This is a genomic window from Arthrobacter bambusae, from assembly GCF_022606295.1.
Lineage (GTDB): Bacteria > Actinomycetota > Actinomycetes > Actinomycetales > Micrococcaceae > Arthrobacter > Arthrobacter bambusae_A.
In genome coordinates, this window is the sequence record NZ_JAHHZS010000001.1 from 50743 (window position 1) to 66123 (window position 15381).

14 protein-coding genes are annotated in these 15381 nt (G+C 64.0%); 7 read left to right on the forward strand and 7 right to left on the reverse strand.

Translation table 11 applies throughout. The features are described 5' to 3' along the window. The first annotated feature begins 24 nt into the window (after window positions 1–24). Genes KNN17_RS00240 through KNN17_RS00250 form a run of 3 tightly spaced genes read left to right on the forward strand, consistent with a single transcriptional unit; the run spans window position 25 to window position 3054 of the window. Window positions 25–990: a carbohydrate ABC transporter permease gene (locus KNN17_RS00240; protein ID WP_241706948.1), complete on the forward strand. Its 966-nt coding sequence runs from the start codon at window positions 25–27 to the stop codon at window positions 988–990. Further along, entirely contained in the window at window positions 987–1844 is an 858-nt protein-coding gene (locus tag KNN17_RS00245) for a carbohydrate ABC transporter permease (RefSeq protein ID WP_241706953.1), read from the forward strand. Before KNN17_RS00240 ends, KNN17_RS00245 begins: the two co-directional genes overlap by 4 nt. Window positions 1845–1887: 43 nt before the next feature. Further along, window positions 1888–3054: a serine hydrolase domain-containing protein gene (locus KNN17_RS00250; protein WP_241706971.1), complete on the forward strand. Its 1167-nt coding sequence runs from the start codon at window positions 1888–1890 to the stop codon at window positions 3052–3054. Here the strand turns inward: KNN17_RS00250 and KNN17_RS00255 are convergent. Both KNN17_RS00255 and KNN17_RS00260 read right to left on the reverse strand, forming a co-directional pair. Beyond that, a complete protein-coding gene (locus tag KNN17_RS00255) occupies window positions 3051–4070 on the reverse strand; it encodes a LacI family DNA-binding transcriptional regulator (RefSeq protein ID WP_241706972.1) in 1020 nt (339 codons plus the stop codon). The two genes, KNN17_RS00250 and KNN17_RS00255, sit on opposite strands and share 4 nt — an antisense overlap. 118 nt (window positions 4071–4188) lie before the next feature. Continuing rightward, complete coding sequence (locus KNN17_RS00260; RefSeq protein ID WP_241706973.1) at window positions 4189–5694, reverse strand: FAD-dependent oxidoreductase; 1506 nt, start codon at window positions 5692–5694, stop codon at window positions 4189–4191. A 201-nt stretch (window positions 5695–5895) separates the two neighbouring features. Here KNN17_RS00260 and KNN17_RS00265 point away from each other — a divergent pair, with 201 nt between their 5' ends. Next, window positions 5896–6540, forward strand: coding sequence for a TetR/AcrR family transcriptional regulator (locus KNN17_RS00265; RefSeq protein WP_241706974.1), 645 nt, complete (start codon window positions 5896–5898; stop codon window positions 6538–6540). Window positions 6541–6565: 25 nt separating this feature from the next. On the opposite strand, the gene KNN17_RS00270 is transcribed toward KNN17_RS00265, so the two are convergent. Then, the gene (locus KNN17_RS00270) at window positions 6566–7696 is read right to left on the reverse strand and encodes an EAL domain-containing protein (RefSeq protein ID WP_241706975.1); all 1131 of its coding nucleotides are present in this window, start codon (window positions 7694–7696) and stop codon (window positions 6566–6568) included. Between the two features lie 195 nt (window positions 7697–7891). On the opposite strand from KNN17_RS00270, the gene KNN17_RS00275 reads away from it, so the two are divergent. Further along, window positions 7892–8707, forward strand: a complete 816-nt coding sequence (locus tag KNN17_RS00275; RefSeq protein ID WP_241706980.1) for an MBL fold metallo-hydrolase — start codon at window positions 7892–7894, stop codon at window positions 8705–8707. Here KNN17_RS00275 and KNN17_RS00280 read toward each other — a convergent pair. From KNN17_RS00280 to KNN17_RS00290, 3 genes are read right to left on the reverse strand one after another with little or no spacing between them, the layout of a single operon-like run. Next, a complete protein-coding gene (locus KNN17_RS00280; protein ID WP_241706984.1) occupies window positions 8704–9315 on the reverse strand; it encodes a cation transporter in 612 nt (203 codons plus the stop codon). The genes KNN17_RS00275 and KNN17_RS00280 overlap by 4 nt on opposite strands. Continuing rightward, complete coding sequence (locus KNN17_RS00285; RefSeq protein WP_241706988.1) at window positions 9315–10265, reverse strand: cation diffusion facilitator family transporter; 951 nt, start codon at window positions 10263–10265, stop codon at window positions 9315–9317. Before KNN17_RS00285 ends, KNN17_RS00280 begins: the two co-directional genes overlap by 1 nt. Continuing rightward, window positions 10262–10681 carry an ArsR/SmtB family transcription factor gene (locus KNN17_RS00290; protein ID WP_139359675.1) on the reverse strand — a complete coding sequence of 140 codons (420 nt, stop codon included), beginning with the start codon at window positions 10679–10681 and terminating at the stop codon, window positions 10262–10264. Before KNN17_RS00290 ends, KNN17_RS00285 begins: the two co-directional genes overlap by 4 nt. A gap of 146 nt (window positions 10682–10827) precedes the next feature. Between KNN17_RS00290 and KNN17_RS00295 the strand changes: the two genes are divergently transcribed. Then, window positions 10828–10971, forward strand: a complete 144-nt coding sequence (locus KNN17_RS00295; RefSeq protein WP_241706989.1) for a hypothetical protein — start codon at window positions 10828–10830, stop codon at window positions 10969–10971. A 227-nt stretch (window positions 10972–11198) separates the two neighbouring features. Here KNN17_RS00295 and KNN17_RS00300 read toward each other — a convergent pair whose 3' ends face one another. Then, entirely contained in the window at window positions 11199–12767 is a 1569-nt protein-coding gene (locus tag KNN17_RS00300; protein WP_241706990.1) for a chitinase, read from the reverse strand. Window positions 12768–12985: 218 nt separating this feature from the next. Between KNN17_RS00300 and KNN17_RS00305 the strand changes: the two genes are divergently transcribed. Then, window positions 12986–15331, forward strand: a complete 2346-nt coding sequence (locus KNN17_RS00305; RefSeq protein WP_241706991.1) for a glycosyltransferase family 2 protein — start codon at window positions 12986–12988, stop codon at window positions 15329–15331. The last annotated feature ends 50 nt before the right edge of the window (window positions 15332–15381 follow it).

The window sequence follows — 15381 nt, forward strand, 5'->3', positions numbered from 1 at the left end:
ACGGTAACCGTCGAAGGCTAGGTTATGACTCTTCTTATTCGATCCCAGGCCAGGCGGACGGCGCCGCCCACCCAGCGGCGAAAGCGGCTCTCGTCCCATGCGATCATGGGCCCGGTGATGGCCGCCCCCGCGCTCATCCTTCTCGCCGTTTTCCTCGCCATCCCGTTCCTTGGCGCCATCGCGATGTCGTTCTACCGGCTTCAGCTCAATAGCACCCGGGCCCCACGATTCATTGGGCTGGAGCAATATTCAAGGCTCTTCACCGACCCTGATATCAGCGCGGCCTTCCTGCATTCGCTGGGTAACAACTTCACCTTCGCGGCCGTGGTGGTGCCTGTCCAGACGGCGCTCGCCCTGGGACTAGCGCTTCTGGTGAACGGCAAGCTCCGTGGCATGGCCGTGTTCCGCACAATGTTCTTCATGCCACTCGTTTTCCCGCTGGCCCTGGTTGCCGTCGTGTGGCGGCTCATTTTCGCACGGGATGACCACGGCCTGCTGAATTCCGCAATTTCGCTGTTCACGGGCGGTTCCGTCGGTCCGCACGATTGGCTTGGAAGCAGCGCAACTGCCATGGGGGCGATCATCGTGATGTCGATTTGGCAGAGCGTGAGCTTCCAGATGATCATCCTCCTCGGGGGACTGCAGGCTGTTCCCCATGACCTGTATGAGGCTGCCTCCCTGGACCGCGCTGGACGATGGAGTCAATTCCTGCACGTTACCGTGCCCGGAATTCGAAACACCCTCATCTTCGTGGCACTGCTGACCACGGTCTTCTCTTTCCGCCTCTTTGACCAGGTGTACCTTCTCGGCCAAAGCGGATCCGTTGATATCGAATCGACCCAGACAATGATGTACCAGGTCATCACTACCGGCTATGACCAGAACAACATCGGCCAAGGCGCAGCCATGGCCGTGGTCTTCCTCGTCATTGTCACCATCGTCGCCGTCATCCAACGCCGGCTCGTCCGTCAGGAAGGAAGCATCCGATGACCCGCGTCCGAAGCATCAAACGGTCCCGGCTGCTCTCGAGGACCGGACGCTATGCACTGCTCGTCTTCTTCGGCCTGATCTTCTTCGTTCCCGTGTACTACTTGTTGGTCGGAAGCCTCAGGCCTGGTGACAAAGTCCTGGGCGGCCTGAGCGCCTTGGTTCCATCGGACCTGTCGCTCGACAACTATGCCGGCGTGTTTAACCGGTTCTCCAACGACACCACGGGATATGTGTGGCAGTTCGCCGGGGTCTCCCTGGCGGTTACCGCCATTGTTGTACTCGGAGGTCTGCTAGTGAACTCACTCGCCGGCTACGCGCTGGCGCGCATGAAGTGGCGGGGACGCAACATCGTGCTCCTCCTGGTGACCATCATGACAATCATCCCGTTCGAGGCGGTGGCACTGCCTCTTTACTACATGCTCTCCGGCCAACGGAACACACTATACGTCCAGGCCCTGCCCTTCCTGGCCAATGCGTTCTCGATTTTCCTCTTCTACACGTACTTCCTCAGCATCCCCGTGGAGGTGGAAGAAGCGGCAACGATCGATGGGGCCGGACCGGTGCGGACCCTCTTCCAAGTGGTGGCCCCCATGAGCCTGCCAGCTTACGCGACGGTAGCCATTCTGACCTTCCTGGGCCAGTGGGGCCAATATCTTTGGCCAGTACTCATGATTACCGACACCAAACTCCGGCCCCTTCCGCTGGAGCTGAGCGTTTTCCAAAACGCACAGCCGCCGGAATGGGGACCGGTGCTAGCGTTCGGAGTCCTCTTTGTCTTGCCGGTGCTTGTTGTCTTCCTGATCTTCCAGAGATCCTTTGTCGCCAGCGTGGCAAGTTCCGGCGTGAAAGGTTGAGCGTCGCACCCCGATTCCACCGATTCCCCAGGAGAAGATGCACATGAATGAAGTAAATGGATTCGCGGCTGATGGCTTCGGCCCGGTCGCCGATGCCTACCGCACAAGCGTCGGCGACGGCGAAGGCGGGTCTGCGCTGAACATCAGGGTCGGCGGTAAGACGGTCGTCGACCTGTGGGCAGGCCTCGCCGACCGGCACGGGCGAAGTGCTTGGGCACGTAATACGCCGACGGTGATCTTCTCTTGCACGAAAGGCCTCGTCGCAATCCTTGCTGCCATGCTGGTTGGCCAAGGCCGGCTCGGGCTGGACAGGCCGGTTGCCGATTACTGGCCGGAGTTCGGGGCTGCCGGCAAGGAGGCGATCACAGTCCGGCAGCTCCTGAGCCACCGTGCCGGGCTTGCGGCGCCCCGGGAAGACATCAGCCTTGAGACCGCGCTCGACTGGCCGTCGATTGTGTCCGTCCTGGCCTCGCAGGAACCGCTGTGGAAGCCTGGAACGGCGTATGGCTACCACGCATTGACTTACGGCTGGTACGTAGGCGAGGTCATCCGCCGCATTACCGGTACCAGCGTGGGCTCGTTCCTGCAAAAGTCCGTCAGTGGTCCGTTGGGCGCCGACGCGTGGATCGGGATCCCGCCGTCGGTGGAGCCGCTGGTGGCCAGACTCAATGCGGGGGACAGCATCCGGAATGCGCCTGCGAGCGGCACCCGGCAACCGGATGAGGACGATCTCTACTGGGCCGGCCGGGCGATGACGCTGGGAACGGCTTTCCCGCCCGAGCTGGTGGTCGCAGGCGCAGGATTCGACTCGCCCGAGGTGCATCAGGCCGAGGTTCCGGGCGCAGGCGGAATCGCCACGGCCGCGGCACTCGCCACGATCTGGTCAGCTACAGTGGCTCCGACGGAGGGCGTGACCCTTGTGGAGAGCGATGTCGTCAACGACATGACCCAGGTCCAGAGCGAGGGAGAGCCTGTTTGGTGGCTTCCTGGCCCGTACCCCCGGTGGGGAACTGGGTTCATGCTCTCGTCTCCACGACGGGAGTTCCTCACGTCCTCTTCGTTTGGACACGACGGCGCGGGCGGTCAAGTCGCTTTCGCGGATCCCGTGCATAACGTCGGCTTCGGCTATGTCACGAACACCCTCGAAAACCAGGACGATCCCCGGGCGACATCCATCGTGCGCGCCTTGAGAAGAATCATGGAACCCTAATCAATGACGGATGAACGCTCAATCAATGGCATGGGCACCAGTCGCTCGCCTGGAGCCGCATCGTCGGATAGCAGCAAGCTGACCGCATGCCTGCCCATCTGTTCGTGGGGGAGGGCAACCGTAGTGAGGCCCGGACGCAGATATGAGGCCAGTTCGTCGTTATCGAACGACACAATCGAAATATCGTCCGGAATTCGAAGGCCCTTCTCCTGAATCGCCTGATAAGCGCCGAAGGCGAGCCGGTCGTTCATGCACAGCAGAGCGCGGATGCCCGGATGCCGACGCAGGATCTTCTTCGCCGCCACGTATCCGGTATCCGCGTCCCAGAGCCAGACTGATTCCCAGACGGCGACGTCGATTCCGTGTTCGGCGAGGGCATCCTTGACGCCGTCCACCCGCCGACTGACGGCGACCGAACGGAACAGGCCGTGCTCGGCCTCTTCGGAGTACCCGAGCACGGCCACCCCGTCGGTGAAGCCGTGACGGGCGAACACTTCAACAGCGGTTCTCCCCCCGGTGTACTCGTCGGACAATACGCTGACAGCGTGCCCCTGACTCGTGGCGTTCAAGAGAACTGAACGCGTCCCGGCCGGTAGTTCCGGAATGTACAGCTCGCGGGCCCGCATGGAGGCAAAGACGATTCCATCCACCTGCCTATCGAGTACGGCTTCGAGGGCCGAGGCTTCCAGTTTGGCTTCGCCTCCGGTCTCAAGGACGAGCATGACATGGTCGGCCGCTCCCGCCGCCGCGAGAGCACCTTCAATCAGGCCGCTTGCGAATCTGGTGGTGGCAACACGGTCCGAGATGAAACCAATGGTCCGTGTCTTCTGCGTCCTCAACCCTCTTGCCGCAACGTTGGGACGATAGTTCAGTTCGGCCGCGGCCGCGAGCACACGCTCGTGCGCATCCTGGGACAGCCGGGTATCCGGACGTCCGTTGAGGATCATCGAGGCGGCCGTGGTCGAAAGTCCGGCGAGCTTTGCAACATCTGCCAAAGTAACGCGTTTGGGCGCCATACACACTCCTTCAGGACCGCACGCGCCCCCGGGCAGGACTAGGTGCCCACTCAGTATATTTGCTAAATCCATTCATCTCGGGGTGCGGCTCCGAAGGCATCGCTTTTCCCGCCAATCCCTACTGCAGCTTGAACAAATTGTGCGTCGCCGGACCCTCCAGCAGCTTGCCCGCGGCCGAGAAGCGCGAGCCGTGGAGCGGGCAGTCCCAGGACTTCTCGGCGTCATTCCAGTGCAGGATCCCGCCCAAGTGCGCGCATTCTGCCGACACCCTGCACACCACGCCATCCACCGTGCAGATAGCGGCGGGTTTCCCATGGAAAAGTCCTGTGACGCCCGTGCCCTCGGCGGGGCTGGTCTCCTCCGTGATGGCCGGCTTCTTCTTCAAGGCCGCCTTGTCCCGGAAATTCTGCTGCTGTGTCTCTACGTTGAGCGAAATCGTCGACGCCGCCCCGCGGGCACCGGTGATCCGGTGGTGGATCGTGCGGGCCCACTCCGGCTTTTCGCCACGGATATCCGCAGTGATATCCAGCGCCGCCGCAACACCGTTTGTCATGCCCCACTTGTTGTAGCCGGTGCCGAAGAAGATCTTCCCGTGGCCCCGGGGAAGCCTGCCGAAGAACGGCATGAGATTGCCGGCCTGGTAGTCCTGGGCAGCCCACGTGTGCGTGACCTCGGCCCCCGGATAGTGCTGTTGGGCCCAACCGAGGAGCTCATTCACATGGACCTGCGTGGACGGCGCCCGGCCACCCGCATGACCGAACCCGCCCACCAAAAGCAACGACCCGCCGTCGGGCAGTGGATAGTCCCTCAGCGAGCGGGTGGGCGGCTCCGCGGAAAGGTACATTCCGGGAGGCGGGCTGATGCCGTCCGGCAGCCGCAACGCGGCGGCGTACGAACGATTGGGCCGCAGCTTCGCGAAGTACAGTCCGCGGTTCAGGATGGGTGTCCCGGTGGCGAGCACCACGTTGCGGGCGCGGACCTCGCCCTTCCTTGTGACCACCGTCAGGGGATCGCCGTTGCGGACGTTCATGACGCGGATACCCTCCACAATGCTGCCGCCGGCGGCCCGGACATCCGCAGCCAGCGCATCCAGGACGTCCATGGGGTTGAACTGGGCCTGCTTCGCAAGCCGCAAGGCGGCGTCGACGTCGAACGGCAGCCCGGTCTCGCGGGTGGACTTGACGTTGAGCCCGCACGCCCGGGAAGCGTTGGCTTCGGCGACGAGGTGTTCCGCGCCAGTGGGTGTAGTGGCGAAGGTGTAGGCATCCCGGTACTGGAAAGGCACACCCCGGCCCTCAAGGTAATCGAGCAGCCACTTCTGGCCCGCCCTGTTCGCGTCAACGTACGCGCGGACCACGTTCACCGAATACTGGTTCCGGAGCCTGGACAGCGTAGTGCCCTGCAAAAGGCTCAACTTGGCCGTGGTGTTGCCGGTGTTGACCGCCCCGATGTGCCGGGCCTCGAGGACCAGCACGCTGCTGCCGGTCCGTGCCAGCATGAGGGCCGTGGCCAGGCCCGTGATCCCGGCGCCGACCACGACGGCGTCGTAACTGTTCCCTGGCATGAATTCATCGGGGCCCGCAACTGCGGAAGCCTCGCGGGCGTCTAGCCACAGAGAAGTCATAGCGTCCCATGTCCCTTCAGCCGGCCGCGGCCCACACCGGAATTAGCGCGGCGGCGGCCCGGTAGTGCCAGAGAAGCAGAAGGCCGCAAGAGAAGCAAGAGGGGAGCCCCGACGTCGCGGGTTGCCTGTGCCGAGTCAACGAAAAATGGGGTCTGACAGACCGGTCTGTCTGGTTGCTCTGCGAGTACGATTGCTTTCACCATGAGTACGCCAGATGCCTCGGAAGCACCCGGTTCGTCTTCATTGCCAGCCGGACAAACGACCACCCGTGATGACGCGGTGGATCGTATCCTGGACGCCGCCTACGAACTCTTCTCCCGCCGCGGGATCCGCGCGGTGGGGGTCGATCAGCTCATCGAGCGTTCAGGAGTAGCGAAGGCCACCTTCTACCGCCACTTCCCCTCGAAGGACGATCTGGTGCTTGCCTTCCTGGCGCTTCGCGACCAGATCTGGACCGTGGACTTGATCATCTCCGACGCCCGGAACCGGGGAAACACCCCCGAGGAGCAGTTGCTCGCGATCTTCGACGTCTTCGGCGACTGGTTCCAGCGGGAGGATTTTGAGGCGTGCTCGTTCATCAACGTCCTGCTTGAAATGGGGCGTGAACATCCCCTGGGCAAAGCCAGCATCGGCTACCTTGCCAGGATCAGGGGGCACATCCAGGAGTTGGCAGAAGAAGCCGGACTGGAACGCACCGAGGAGTTCGCGCGCTCCTGGCACATCCTGATGAAGGGATCCATCATCTCGGCCACCGAAGGCGACGTCCTGGCGTCGAAGCGAGCCCAACAGATGGCCTCCTGGCTGATCGAACAGCACCGAGGCCCGGAGCGCCCGGTAACCGCCTGAGACGTCCCGAGTCCTGCGCGGCCTGTCAGGTCTTCGCTGTCCGGCCGCGACCGCCGGGAGAAGCGAGATGCCGCGCCTTCCCGCCCCACTTGGCCCATTCGCGGGGCTGGACCGAAGGCCGCCCAAGGTGATACCCCTGTCCAAGGGTGACGCCCAGGCCCGTAAGAGTGTCCAGCTCGTCCTTGGTTTCGATGCGCTGGGCAGTCAAGACCGCCCCGATCTCCCGTGCGAACGCGACCTCCGCTGCGACGAGTTCCTGCCGGAGGGAATCCAGGTTCAGGCCTGCAGTCAGATTCCGCTCCAGCTTGATCATCTCCGGCTTGAGCCGAAGAATATGGCTGGCCCCGGCGAAGAAGGAACCCGTGTTCTCGATGCACAAGCGCACGCCGGCACTGCGCAGCGGAGCCACGGCCGCGTCGAGCGAATCAGCCTGATCCTGGGGGAACTTCCCGGAAACTTCAAGGATCACCCGCCCGGGCGCCAGCGGGGATTGCTCGAAAAGCCCAGGAAGACGCGGGTCCAGGCAGACCTCGTCGGAAAGCTTCAGCGCCACGAAAAGGTGGGGCGGCAGCTTCAGCGCGGCCTCAAGCCCCGATTCCAACGCCGCGAATTCCAGATCCGTCCGGAGCCCCGAGTCCTCGGCCTCGGCGAACCAGAAATCCGCAGGGTCTCCGCTGTCGCTGACGAATCGGGTCAAAGCCTCGGCGCCGACAGCCGTGCCGGTGCTGAGGTCGAAAACGGGCTGGAAGGCGGTCATCAGCATGTGGTCCCTGAGAACGGCTTCGAGCCGCGGGCTGCCTGGGTGCTGAGACTCGGGCTCGCCCTGCGGGGCCGGATCGCCGGGTTGGTCCTGCTCGCCGGGCTCGCTTTGTTCGCGCTGCTGCCCGCCTTGCTGGTCCGGCTGTTCCGACCTGAGCTCAGACAAGTGCTCCAGCAACGCCTCTTCCGGATGCCCGGGGTGGGCGGCAATGTGCTGGCGAAGTTGCTCACGCACAGCGTCCGTCGCCTGCGAAGAGTCCGACAAGACTTCATCGATGATTTCCAGGACCTGGCGGCGCAGCCCACTCAGCTGCTTGAGCGGCCGCTCGACAGTCTTCCCGCTGGCCCGCAACCCGGCGTCGGTCAATGCAAAATGAGACGGTTTTCGCGGCGACATGAAATCATTCCTTTGCCTTTAGCTCCCCCCCGAGCCCGGGACCTGCAAACAAGGGGAATACTACAGGCGAACAATCCAGCAGGCGTGCATTGGAATGAAATCTCAATTGGAAGGAAAGGCGCTCCCGATCCTCCCAGCTCCACGTGGGTAGAATCGAGGCCTGAACACTGCCGGAACGCATCAGACGGAGAAACAATGTCAGCATGGCTCGAAGTCGGCCCTAACAACTACGTGTTGGAGACCGAAGGGTGCCTGCTCAACACGGGCCTCGTTGTAGGAACCGAACGAGCCATGGTGATCGACACCGGTTGCGGCCCCCGCCAGGGCAAGCAGATCCTCGCCGCCGTCCGCGAAAAGACCCAGCTGCCGCTCGTCGTCGTGAACACCCACGCCCACTACGACCACTACTTCGGCAACGCCGTTTTTGCCGACGACGGCGTCACGGAGTTTTGGGGGCACGTCAACTGTGCGGCGACAATCGACGACGACGGCGACCACCAGCGCCGCTTCGTCGCCGCCACGGAACCTGAGATGGCCGCGGGCCAGGGCGACGCCGTCGAGATCGTCATTCCCAACGCGATCGTCAAGGACCAGCCTGTGCTGGTTGACCTCGGCGGCCTCACCGCGACGCTGTTCTACCTCGGCCGTGGCCACACCGACGGCGACCTCCTGGTCGGCACGCCCAGCACCCTTTACGCCGGTGACCTCGTGGAACAAGGTGCGCATCCCTCGTTCGAGGACTCCTACCCGGAGGATTGGGCCGACGCACTGCGGCACATCTCCGCTTTGCGCCACCGCTACGAGTTCCTCATCCCCGGCCACGGCAAGCCGTGCAGCGACCAGTTCGTGAAGACCATGGCCAACACCATGTCCACAGCGGTCCGGCAGGCCAGGCAGTCGATCCGGGACACGCCGTCGGACGCTACCAAAGCGATCCCGGTGCTTCCCTACGGACCCGAGCAATCACGCTGGTTCATCAAGCGGCTCCAGGAGACGCAAGCGCAGCACTAAGCGGTGTGCTTGAAGGCGTGACCGGCCTCCCGGGCTGCGTAATAGATGATCACGGCTCCCGCCAGGGGATCGGCCCACCACCAGCCGAACAGGGCATTCAGTGCTAGCCCGGCCAGCACCGCGCCGGCCAGGTAGGCGTCCACGAGGGTCACTTTTCCTTCCGCGCTGAGCACCGGATTGCCCATGCGGTGCCCCGTGCGGATTTTGCCCCACGCCAGGGCGAGCATGACCACGAAGGTCAGCGCCGTCCAGGCGATCCCCGGAACTGAGGTGGCCGGGCGGACTCCCGTGGCAAACACGACGGCCACCTGGATGAGCAAGTAGGCGCCTAGCACTGCGAAGGCTATCCCGATCAGTCGCATCGCAGGGGCTTCGCGCTCCTTGTGGGAACCTTTGAGCTGCCACACCACCACGATCGAAGCGAAGATCTCGATCAGGGAATCCAGGCCGAAACCCGCCAGTGCCGGGGAACCGGCCTGGATGGCGGCGGCTGCCAGGACGCCGAGGCCCACCACGTTCCAGCCCAGGGTCGCGTATTCCAGCCGCAACCCGCGGCGCAACAAGATCACGCGGTCCTTGGTTCCTTGCTGAGGCAGGGGAGTGGTCATCAGTGCGTTCCGGTTTCGTGGACGGCGTGGCCGGCGGGTTCGAGCTGGAAGGTGGAGTGTTCGACGTCGAAATGCCCGGTGAGGCAGCTTTGCAGTTCATCAAGGATCAGCGGGGCATGTCCGTCGTGGAAGCAGCTCTCGTCCAGGACAACGTGCGCGGAGAGAGCAGGCAGGTCCGAGGTCACTGTCCAGACGTGCAGATCGTGGACATCGTGCACATGCCCGGTTTCGAGCAGGTGTTTCCTGACCTGGTCCAGGTCCACACCTTCGGGTGCGCCTTCCAGGAGGATCCTCCCGGAGTCCCGCAGCAACCCCCACGCGGCGTGCAGCATCAGGGCCACCACGATGAGGGAAGCGATCGCGTCTGCACGGGTAAAACCGGTGGTCAGGACGACGAGCCCGGCGATCGCCGTCGCAATGAATCCGTAGAGGTCGGTCAGGAGGTGCTGGAAGGATCCTTCCACGTTCAGGCGGGACCGGTTGGCTTTGGCCAGCACCCACACCGCCACGAGGTTCACGATCACCCCGAAGATCGCGACGACCAGGACCGGACCGCCCTCGACCGGTGGCGGATCAACGAGGCGGTGGATGGCCTCCACGGCCACGAGGGCGCTGATGACCAGCAAAGTGATTCCGTTGGCCGCGGCGGAGAGGATCTCCGCGCGCTTGAACCCGAACGTCCAGATTCCCCGCGCCGGACGGGCCGCGAGGCTGATCGCCCACAGCGAGGCGGCGATCGCCCCGGCGTCGGTAAGCATGTGCCCGGCGTCCGACAGCAGCGCCAGGGACCCGGAGACGACCGCGACAATCACCTCGACGACCATGAACCCGACAATCAACGCCAACGCGATCACCAGATAGCGCCGGTCCGCGTCCGCCGCTATCGCGTGGCTGTGGCCGTGGTGCTTGGCTGTGTTGCCTGGGGAGTCGTGGGTGTGGTTGGTGCTCATTGGGCACTGTCCTTCTTGGAACGAGCCGTGCGCTCGGGGTGAACGGCGACGGTGTGGCCGGTGTGGGTCAGGCCCAGGTCCAGCAGCATCCGGACGTGGGCATCGTCCAGCCGGTAATAAGCCATCCGGCCGCGCCTCGAAACGGAAACCACCCGGTGGGCGCGCAACAGCCGCAACGCGTGGCTGACCGCGCTCTCGCTCATCGCCGTCGTCGCCGCGAGGTCGCACACGCACAGTTCCCCGCCTTCCAGCAGGGACGTCAACAGACGCAAGCGTCCCGGATCGCCCAATAGCGAGAACACATCAGCAAGCTCGGCAATGTCATGATCCGAGGGCAGGGACGCGCGGACGAGTTCGACCTTGTCCGGGTCGACAAGTTTCACGCCGCATTCATCGACGGCTTCACGGGCAGCCACGGGACCTCCAACGTATGAACAAGTATTCAGATGTCATTATAGGCGAAGGGGCCACAAATCCCGGCCAGAGGCTGCCGTCTGGGAACTTCGTGGGAGTTATCCCGTTTGTTGCCCGAGCGAAACAATTGCGGCGTACTGTTCCCGGTATGGGGAACAAGATGATTGGGCTGTCGGCTCGCGAATCGAAGCGGGAAATTCGGAAGCAGCGCCTTCACGTGCTCGCGTACGTGGGGCTGGGAATCCTCGCTCTGGCGACCGTGGTGGTCGTCGTCATCGCCCTGCGACGCTAGGAACCATAACGCCAATCCGCCACGGCCGTGTCCCGCTTTGCGGTCACCCGGCCGAGGGGTGCGTTCGACCAGGCCCGCAGTCACCATTTGCTGCACCAGGTTGCTGACCGTGTTGGTGGCAATCCCTTCCCCATGCCCCCGGACTCGATGATCCGGTAAAACTCCATCACGAATTGGCAGTAGATGCCCGCAGGGAGCGGGCTGCCAGTTCGCGCGTAAGTTCAGGTTCAGGAACTCGGCGCGGTGGGGGATGGAGTGGAGATCTGGGCTGGGGTCAATTTTGCCCAGGGGGAGTCCGGGGCGCCCTGGACTGCGGCTTCCGGGCTGTCGCCTTGAGTCCACCACTTGGCCTCGAACGCGGATCCTTCAAAGAGAATGCGGTCGCCCTTGTGATAAACGGTTTCCGGCACCCAGGCCGGGAAGGTTCCCGCAGGCACCGTTGCTTTGGGGCTGGGCCTGTCTCCCGGGAGCACCGGACCCACGAGTTTCCACGGGGTGGCACCGCCCTGCAGGACCGGGTTGTCCGGGACATCGGCGCGGGTCCACCACTTTGCCTCATAGACGCTGCCGTGCCACACCACCCTGTCCGCAGCGGCGTAGGCGGCATAGGCGCTCCACACCGGATACGGGCTTGTTGCCGGATCATCGGTGATGGAAGCCGTGGCACCGCTCGAAGGAGTAGCCGTGGACGATGGAACCGCAGTGGACGTAGGCAGCGCCACATCATTGGCAAGGGTGGCCGAAAACAGTTGGGAGCCTTGGACTACTCCGCTGCAGCTGTCAGAAACCTTGCTCAAATCGGGGTAGTTGGGGCTGCACGTCCTGTCCCTGTTCATGGACCACATCGACAACCTGCCGAGGCCCTTGTCCTTGACGAAGCTGTTCATGGTGGCGGCGTCATTGAGGGTGAAAATTTCGCCGGCGATGTCGTTCTGCCCGACCATGACGGTCAAGCCGAGCTTACGCCACAGGGTTTCGCTGCCGAAGTCAGTTCCGGCGTCGCGGTAAAGGGCGGCAAGCTGTCCGTGGGCAGCATCCGCAGCTGATTCAGCGGCGCGGGACATGCTCCAGGCCGCCGGTTTGCTGGCGCCGAAGTCCATCGTCATGATGTTCACGCCCTCGAGTTCCACCCCGCCAGCGAGGGTATGAGCCACGATCCCTTGGCCTTGGCTCGTGAGGCCGTTCGGGTCGGCCGCGAGGGTAAGCCATACGGCGAGGGGCTTGCCGCTGGACGTGCGTTCCTTCTGAAGGGCGGCAATGGCTTGCGCCCGTCGGTCGGCGGCGGCCGTGTCACCCAAGGCGACGCCTTCGACGTCGAGATCTATCGTCGCGACGTCGTAGCGGTCAACAATCTGCCGGTAGGCGTCGGTCAGGGCTTTCGTGTCTTTGCAGGAAACCGCGAGTTCGCTGTTGTTCATTCCGCCGAAGGAAACCGCTGTGGCCCCTCCAAGCTGGCGGAGCCGGGCGATCCTCCGGTCCAGGTCGAGATCGGAGGCTGCCTGGTCCGGGCTGTAAGCGGCACCCCAGGACGGTGCGCAGTCCCGCTTCGGATCGGCGACGACGAAGGACAGCACCACGGCTTTCGCGCTGGGTACCGCCGGGTCCTCGAAGGCGAACCGCGGCGTCGCCGTCACGTCCACGTAGCCGGAGAACACCGAAGGCATGGAGGCCGCGGCACTGACATCCTGAACGTTGCGGAGGCCGAGGTAGCCCGCCGTGACCGCCGCGATCACGATGACGCAAAGGATGCCCAGCCGCAGGACGGACAGCCGGCGGCCGGGAAAGCGCTTCGACACAGAAATACCCCCAGAGGATTCGAATAGGACGTCGCGGATGTCCGGGAAAGACCTCACTCGAGTGGCAGCTCCGCAGCTTGGCGTAGCATTTCCACGAGTCTTATCCCAACTCCACGTCGTTCGCCTATCATAGGGGCGCACTGTAGTGCGGGCCGTCACATTACGCCTGCATTGTGCCGCGTGCCCACTGGGGGCACACGGACCGCGAATGGGGATTCATGTCGGATCAGATCGTGCTGCTTCGGCCCGATGAGCAGGGAACGGCGGACGGGCAGTCCGCAAAAGTCCGAAAGCGTCAATGGGGCGCAGAAAAACGATCTGAACCGCTCTCGATCGTCCATCCGGCACCATCGCGGCGGAAAATAGTCCTCGGCCGGATCGGCGTCCTCACCACCATCCTTGCCTGGCTCGGCTACGTGGTCACGACGGTGCTCAAGCAGTTGGTGGACAACCCCGGCGCCGGCTTCCGCTTCGGCGCCGAAACCTTCTCCTACTTGGTGGTGGTGTCCTTCCTGACGTTCTCGGCGTTGATGTACCTCACCGCCCGCCAAGCCGCCCTGACACGCTTTCGCGCCCACCGCCGCGTACCCCGTGGGGAACTGGACCGGCACTTCTTCGACTACTCCGACGGCATCACCGTGCTGATCCCGTCCTACGCAGAAGAACCGGAAGTAGTCCGCGGCACCATGTGGTCCGCGGTCCTGCAGGAATTCCCGGACCTGAGCGTCGTGCTGCTGCTCGACGACCCGCCCTTCCCGGAAGACCCCGAGGTGCTGGGGCGCCTGGAAGCCACCCGCGCGCTCGCCGGTCAGATCACGGAAACCCTCAAGGAACCAGCGGCGAGGGTCAACGACGCCTACGCGAGGTACCGCCGTCGTCGTGATCAAGAACCCGGCCTGGAAGCGGGGCCAGACGCCAGCACCGAAGTGGAGCGGCTCATCGCCGAATACCAGTACGCTGCCGAGTGGCTCGAAGCAATGGCCGAGACCGAGTCCGTCGAGGACCACGTGGATGAATTCTTCGTGGACCTGGTCCTCATGGGCCTTGCCCGGGAACTACGACTGGTGATTCTGGCCCTTACCTCCGCCAGGGCACAGCAGGCCTCGCCCAGCCCGGAACGCATCGCCGAACTCTACGCACGGCTCACCTGGATCTTCAACGCGAGGGTGTCCACGTTCGAGCGGAAGCGCTTCGCCAGCCTCTCCCACGAGGCCAACAAGGCCATGAACCTGAACGCCTACCTCTCGCTTATGGGCGGGACCTGGCATCCGGAACACACGGCCGACGGTACCGTCCTGCGGCCCGGGGGAATGGACGACGGCGATGCGCTCTCGATCCCCGACACGACGTACGTCCTGACCCTGGACGCGGACTCGATGCTCCTGCGCGACTACTGCCTCCGCCTGGTCCACCTCCTCGAATCCCCGGGCAACGAGCAGGTGGCCGTGACCCAGACGCCCTATTCCTCCTTCCGGGGAGCGCCTACCCGTATCGAACGCATCGCCGGCGCCACCACGGATATCCAGCACATCCAGCACCAGGGGATGACCCAATACGGCGCCACGTTCTGGGTGGGAGCGAACGCCGTGATCCGCAAACGCGCGCTGGAAGACATCGTCGAGATCTCCACGGTGGGTGGCTTTGAAGTCAGGACCTACATCCAGGACCGCACCGTCATCGAGGACACCGAGTCCAGCGTGGACCTCGGCAAGCATGGCTGGACCCTGGTGAACTACCCCGAGAGGCTCAGCTACAGCGCCACCCCGCCCGACTTCGGATCGCTCGTGGTGCAAAGGCGGCGCTGGGCCAACGGTGGCCTGTTGATCCTGCCGAAACTCTGGGAGCAGATCCGCAAGCGCCGAGGCCAAGCCAGGCCGGTCCTCTTCCGCGAAATCCTCCTGCGGGTCAACTACATGGCCTCGATCACCTGGGCGAGCTTCGGGCTGCTGTTCCTCCTCGCGTACCCCTACGACAGCCGCCTCCTCAGCCCCTTGGTCTTCCTTGCCGCGTTGCCCTATTTCCTGGCCATGGGGAGCGACCTGCGGGACTGCGGGCACCGGTTCAGCGACATCTTCCGGATCTATGGTTTCAACCTGGTTCTCCTGCCGGTCAATCTTGCCGGCGTCCTGAAGTCCCTCCAGCAGGCCCTCACGGGGGACAAGATTCCGTTCGTCCGCACCCCTAAGGTCAAGGACCGTACCGCGGCTCCGGCCCTCTACGTCCTGGCCCCCTACTTGATCGTCGCGTTCTCCTTGTTGACGGTTTGGCGCAACTGGGAACTGGGAAACTGGGGCAACGCGGCATTCGCTGCCTTCAACGCCGTCATGGCCGCCGGCGCGATCCGGGCCTACATCGGGCTGGCCAACTCCGGAGTGGACATGTACCTTGGCGTGTTGAACTGGCTGTACGTCGCGCCCAAGAAGGCGAAAGCGCTGCCGCCGGCCATCATTCCCAAAACCCCGGAACAGGTCGACTGGGAGTCGCTGCTCTACCACGGAGACCGCCGCCTGAACCGCGACCTCCGCGGCAAGAACGACCGCCGGAAACGGGCCGGATCGGTGTAGGGCTACGCTGGCATAGGACGCCGGTTTCCGGCTCCAACGCATCGGAAGGG

Coding starts and splice junctions, on each gene's coding strand:
- KNN17_RS00240 (WP_241706948.1), top strand. CDS start 25: ATGACTCTTCTTATTCGATCCCAGGCCAGGCGGACGGCGCCGCCCACC.
- KNN17_RS00245 (WP_241706953.1), top strand. CDS start 987: ATGACCCGCGTCCGAAGCATCAAACGGTCCCGGCTGCTCTCGAGGACC.
- KNN17_RS00250 (WP_241706971.1), top strand. CDS start 1,888: ATGAATGAAGTAAATGGATTCGCGGCTGATGGCTTCGGCCCGGTCGCC.
- KNN17_RS00255 (WP_241706972.1), bottom strand. CDS start 4,070: ATGGCGCCCAAACGCGTTACTTTGGCAGATGTTGCAAAGCTCGCCGGA.
- KNN17_RS00260 (WP_241706973.1), bottom strand. CDS start 5,694: ATGACTTCTCTGTGGCTAGACGCCCGCGAGGCTTCCGCAGTTGCGGGC.
- KNN17_RS00265 (WP_241706974.1), top strand. CDS start 5,896: ATGAGTACGCCAGATGCCTCGGAAGCACCCGGTTCGTCTTCATTGCCA.
- KNN17_RS00270 (WP_241706975.1), bottom strand. CDS start 7,696: ATGTCGCCGCGAAAACCGTCTCATTTTGCATTGACCGACGCCGGGTTG.
- KNN17_RS00275 (WP_241706980.1), top strand. CDS start 7,892: ATGTCAGCATGGCTCGAAGTCGGCCCTAACAACTACGTGTTGGAGACC.
- KNN17_RS00280 (WP_241706984.1), bottom strand. CDS start 9,315: ATGACCACTCCCCTGCCTCAGCAAGGAACCAAGGACCGCGTGATCTTG.
- KNN17_RS00285 (WP_241706988.1), bottom strand. CDS start 10,265: ATGAGCACCAACCACACCCACGACTCCCCAGGCAACACAGCCAAGCAC.
- KNN17_RS00295 (WP_241706989.1), top strand. CDS start 10,828: ATGGGGAACAAGATGATTGGGCTGTCGGCTCGCGAATCGAAGCGGGAA.
- KNN17_RS00305 (WP_241706991.1), top strand. CDS start 12,986: ATGTCGGATCAGATCGTGCTGCTTCGGCCCGATGAGCAGGGAACGGCG.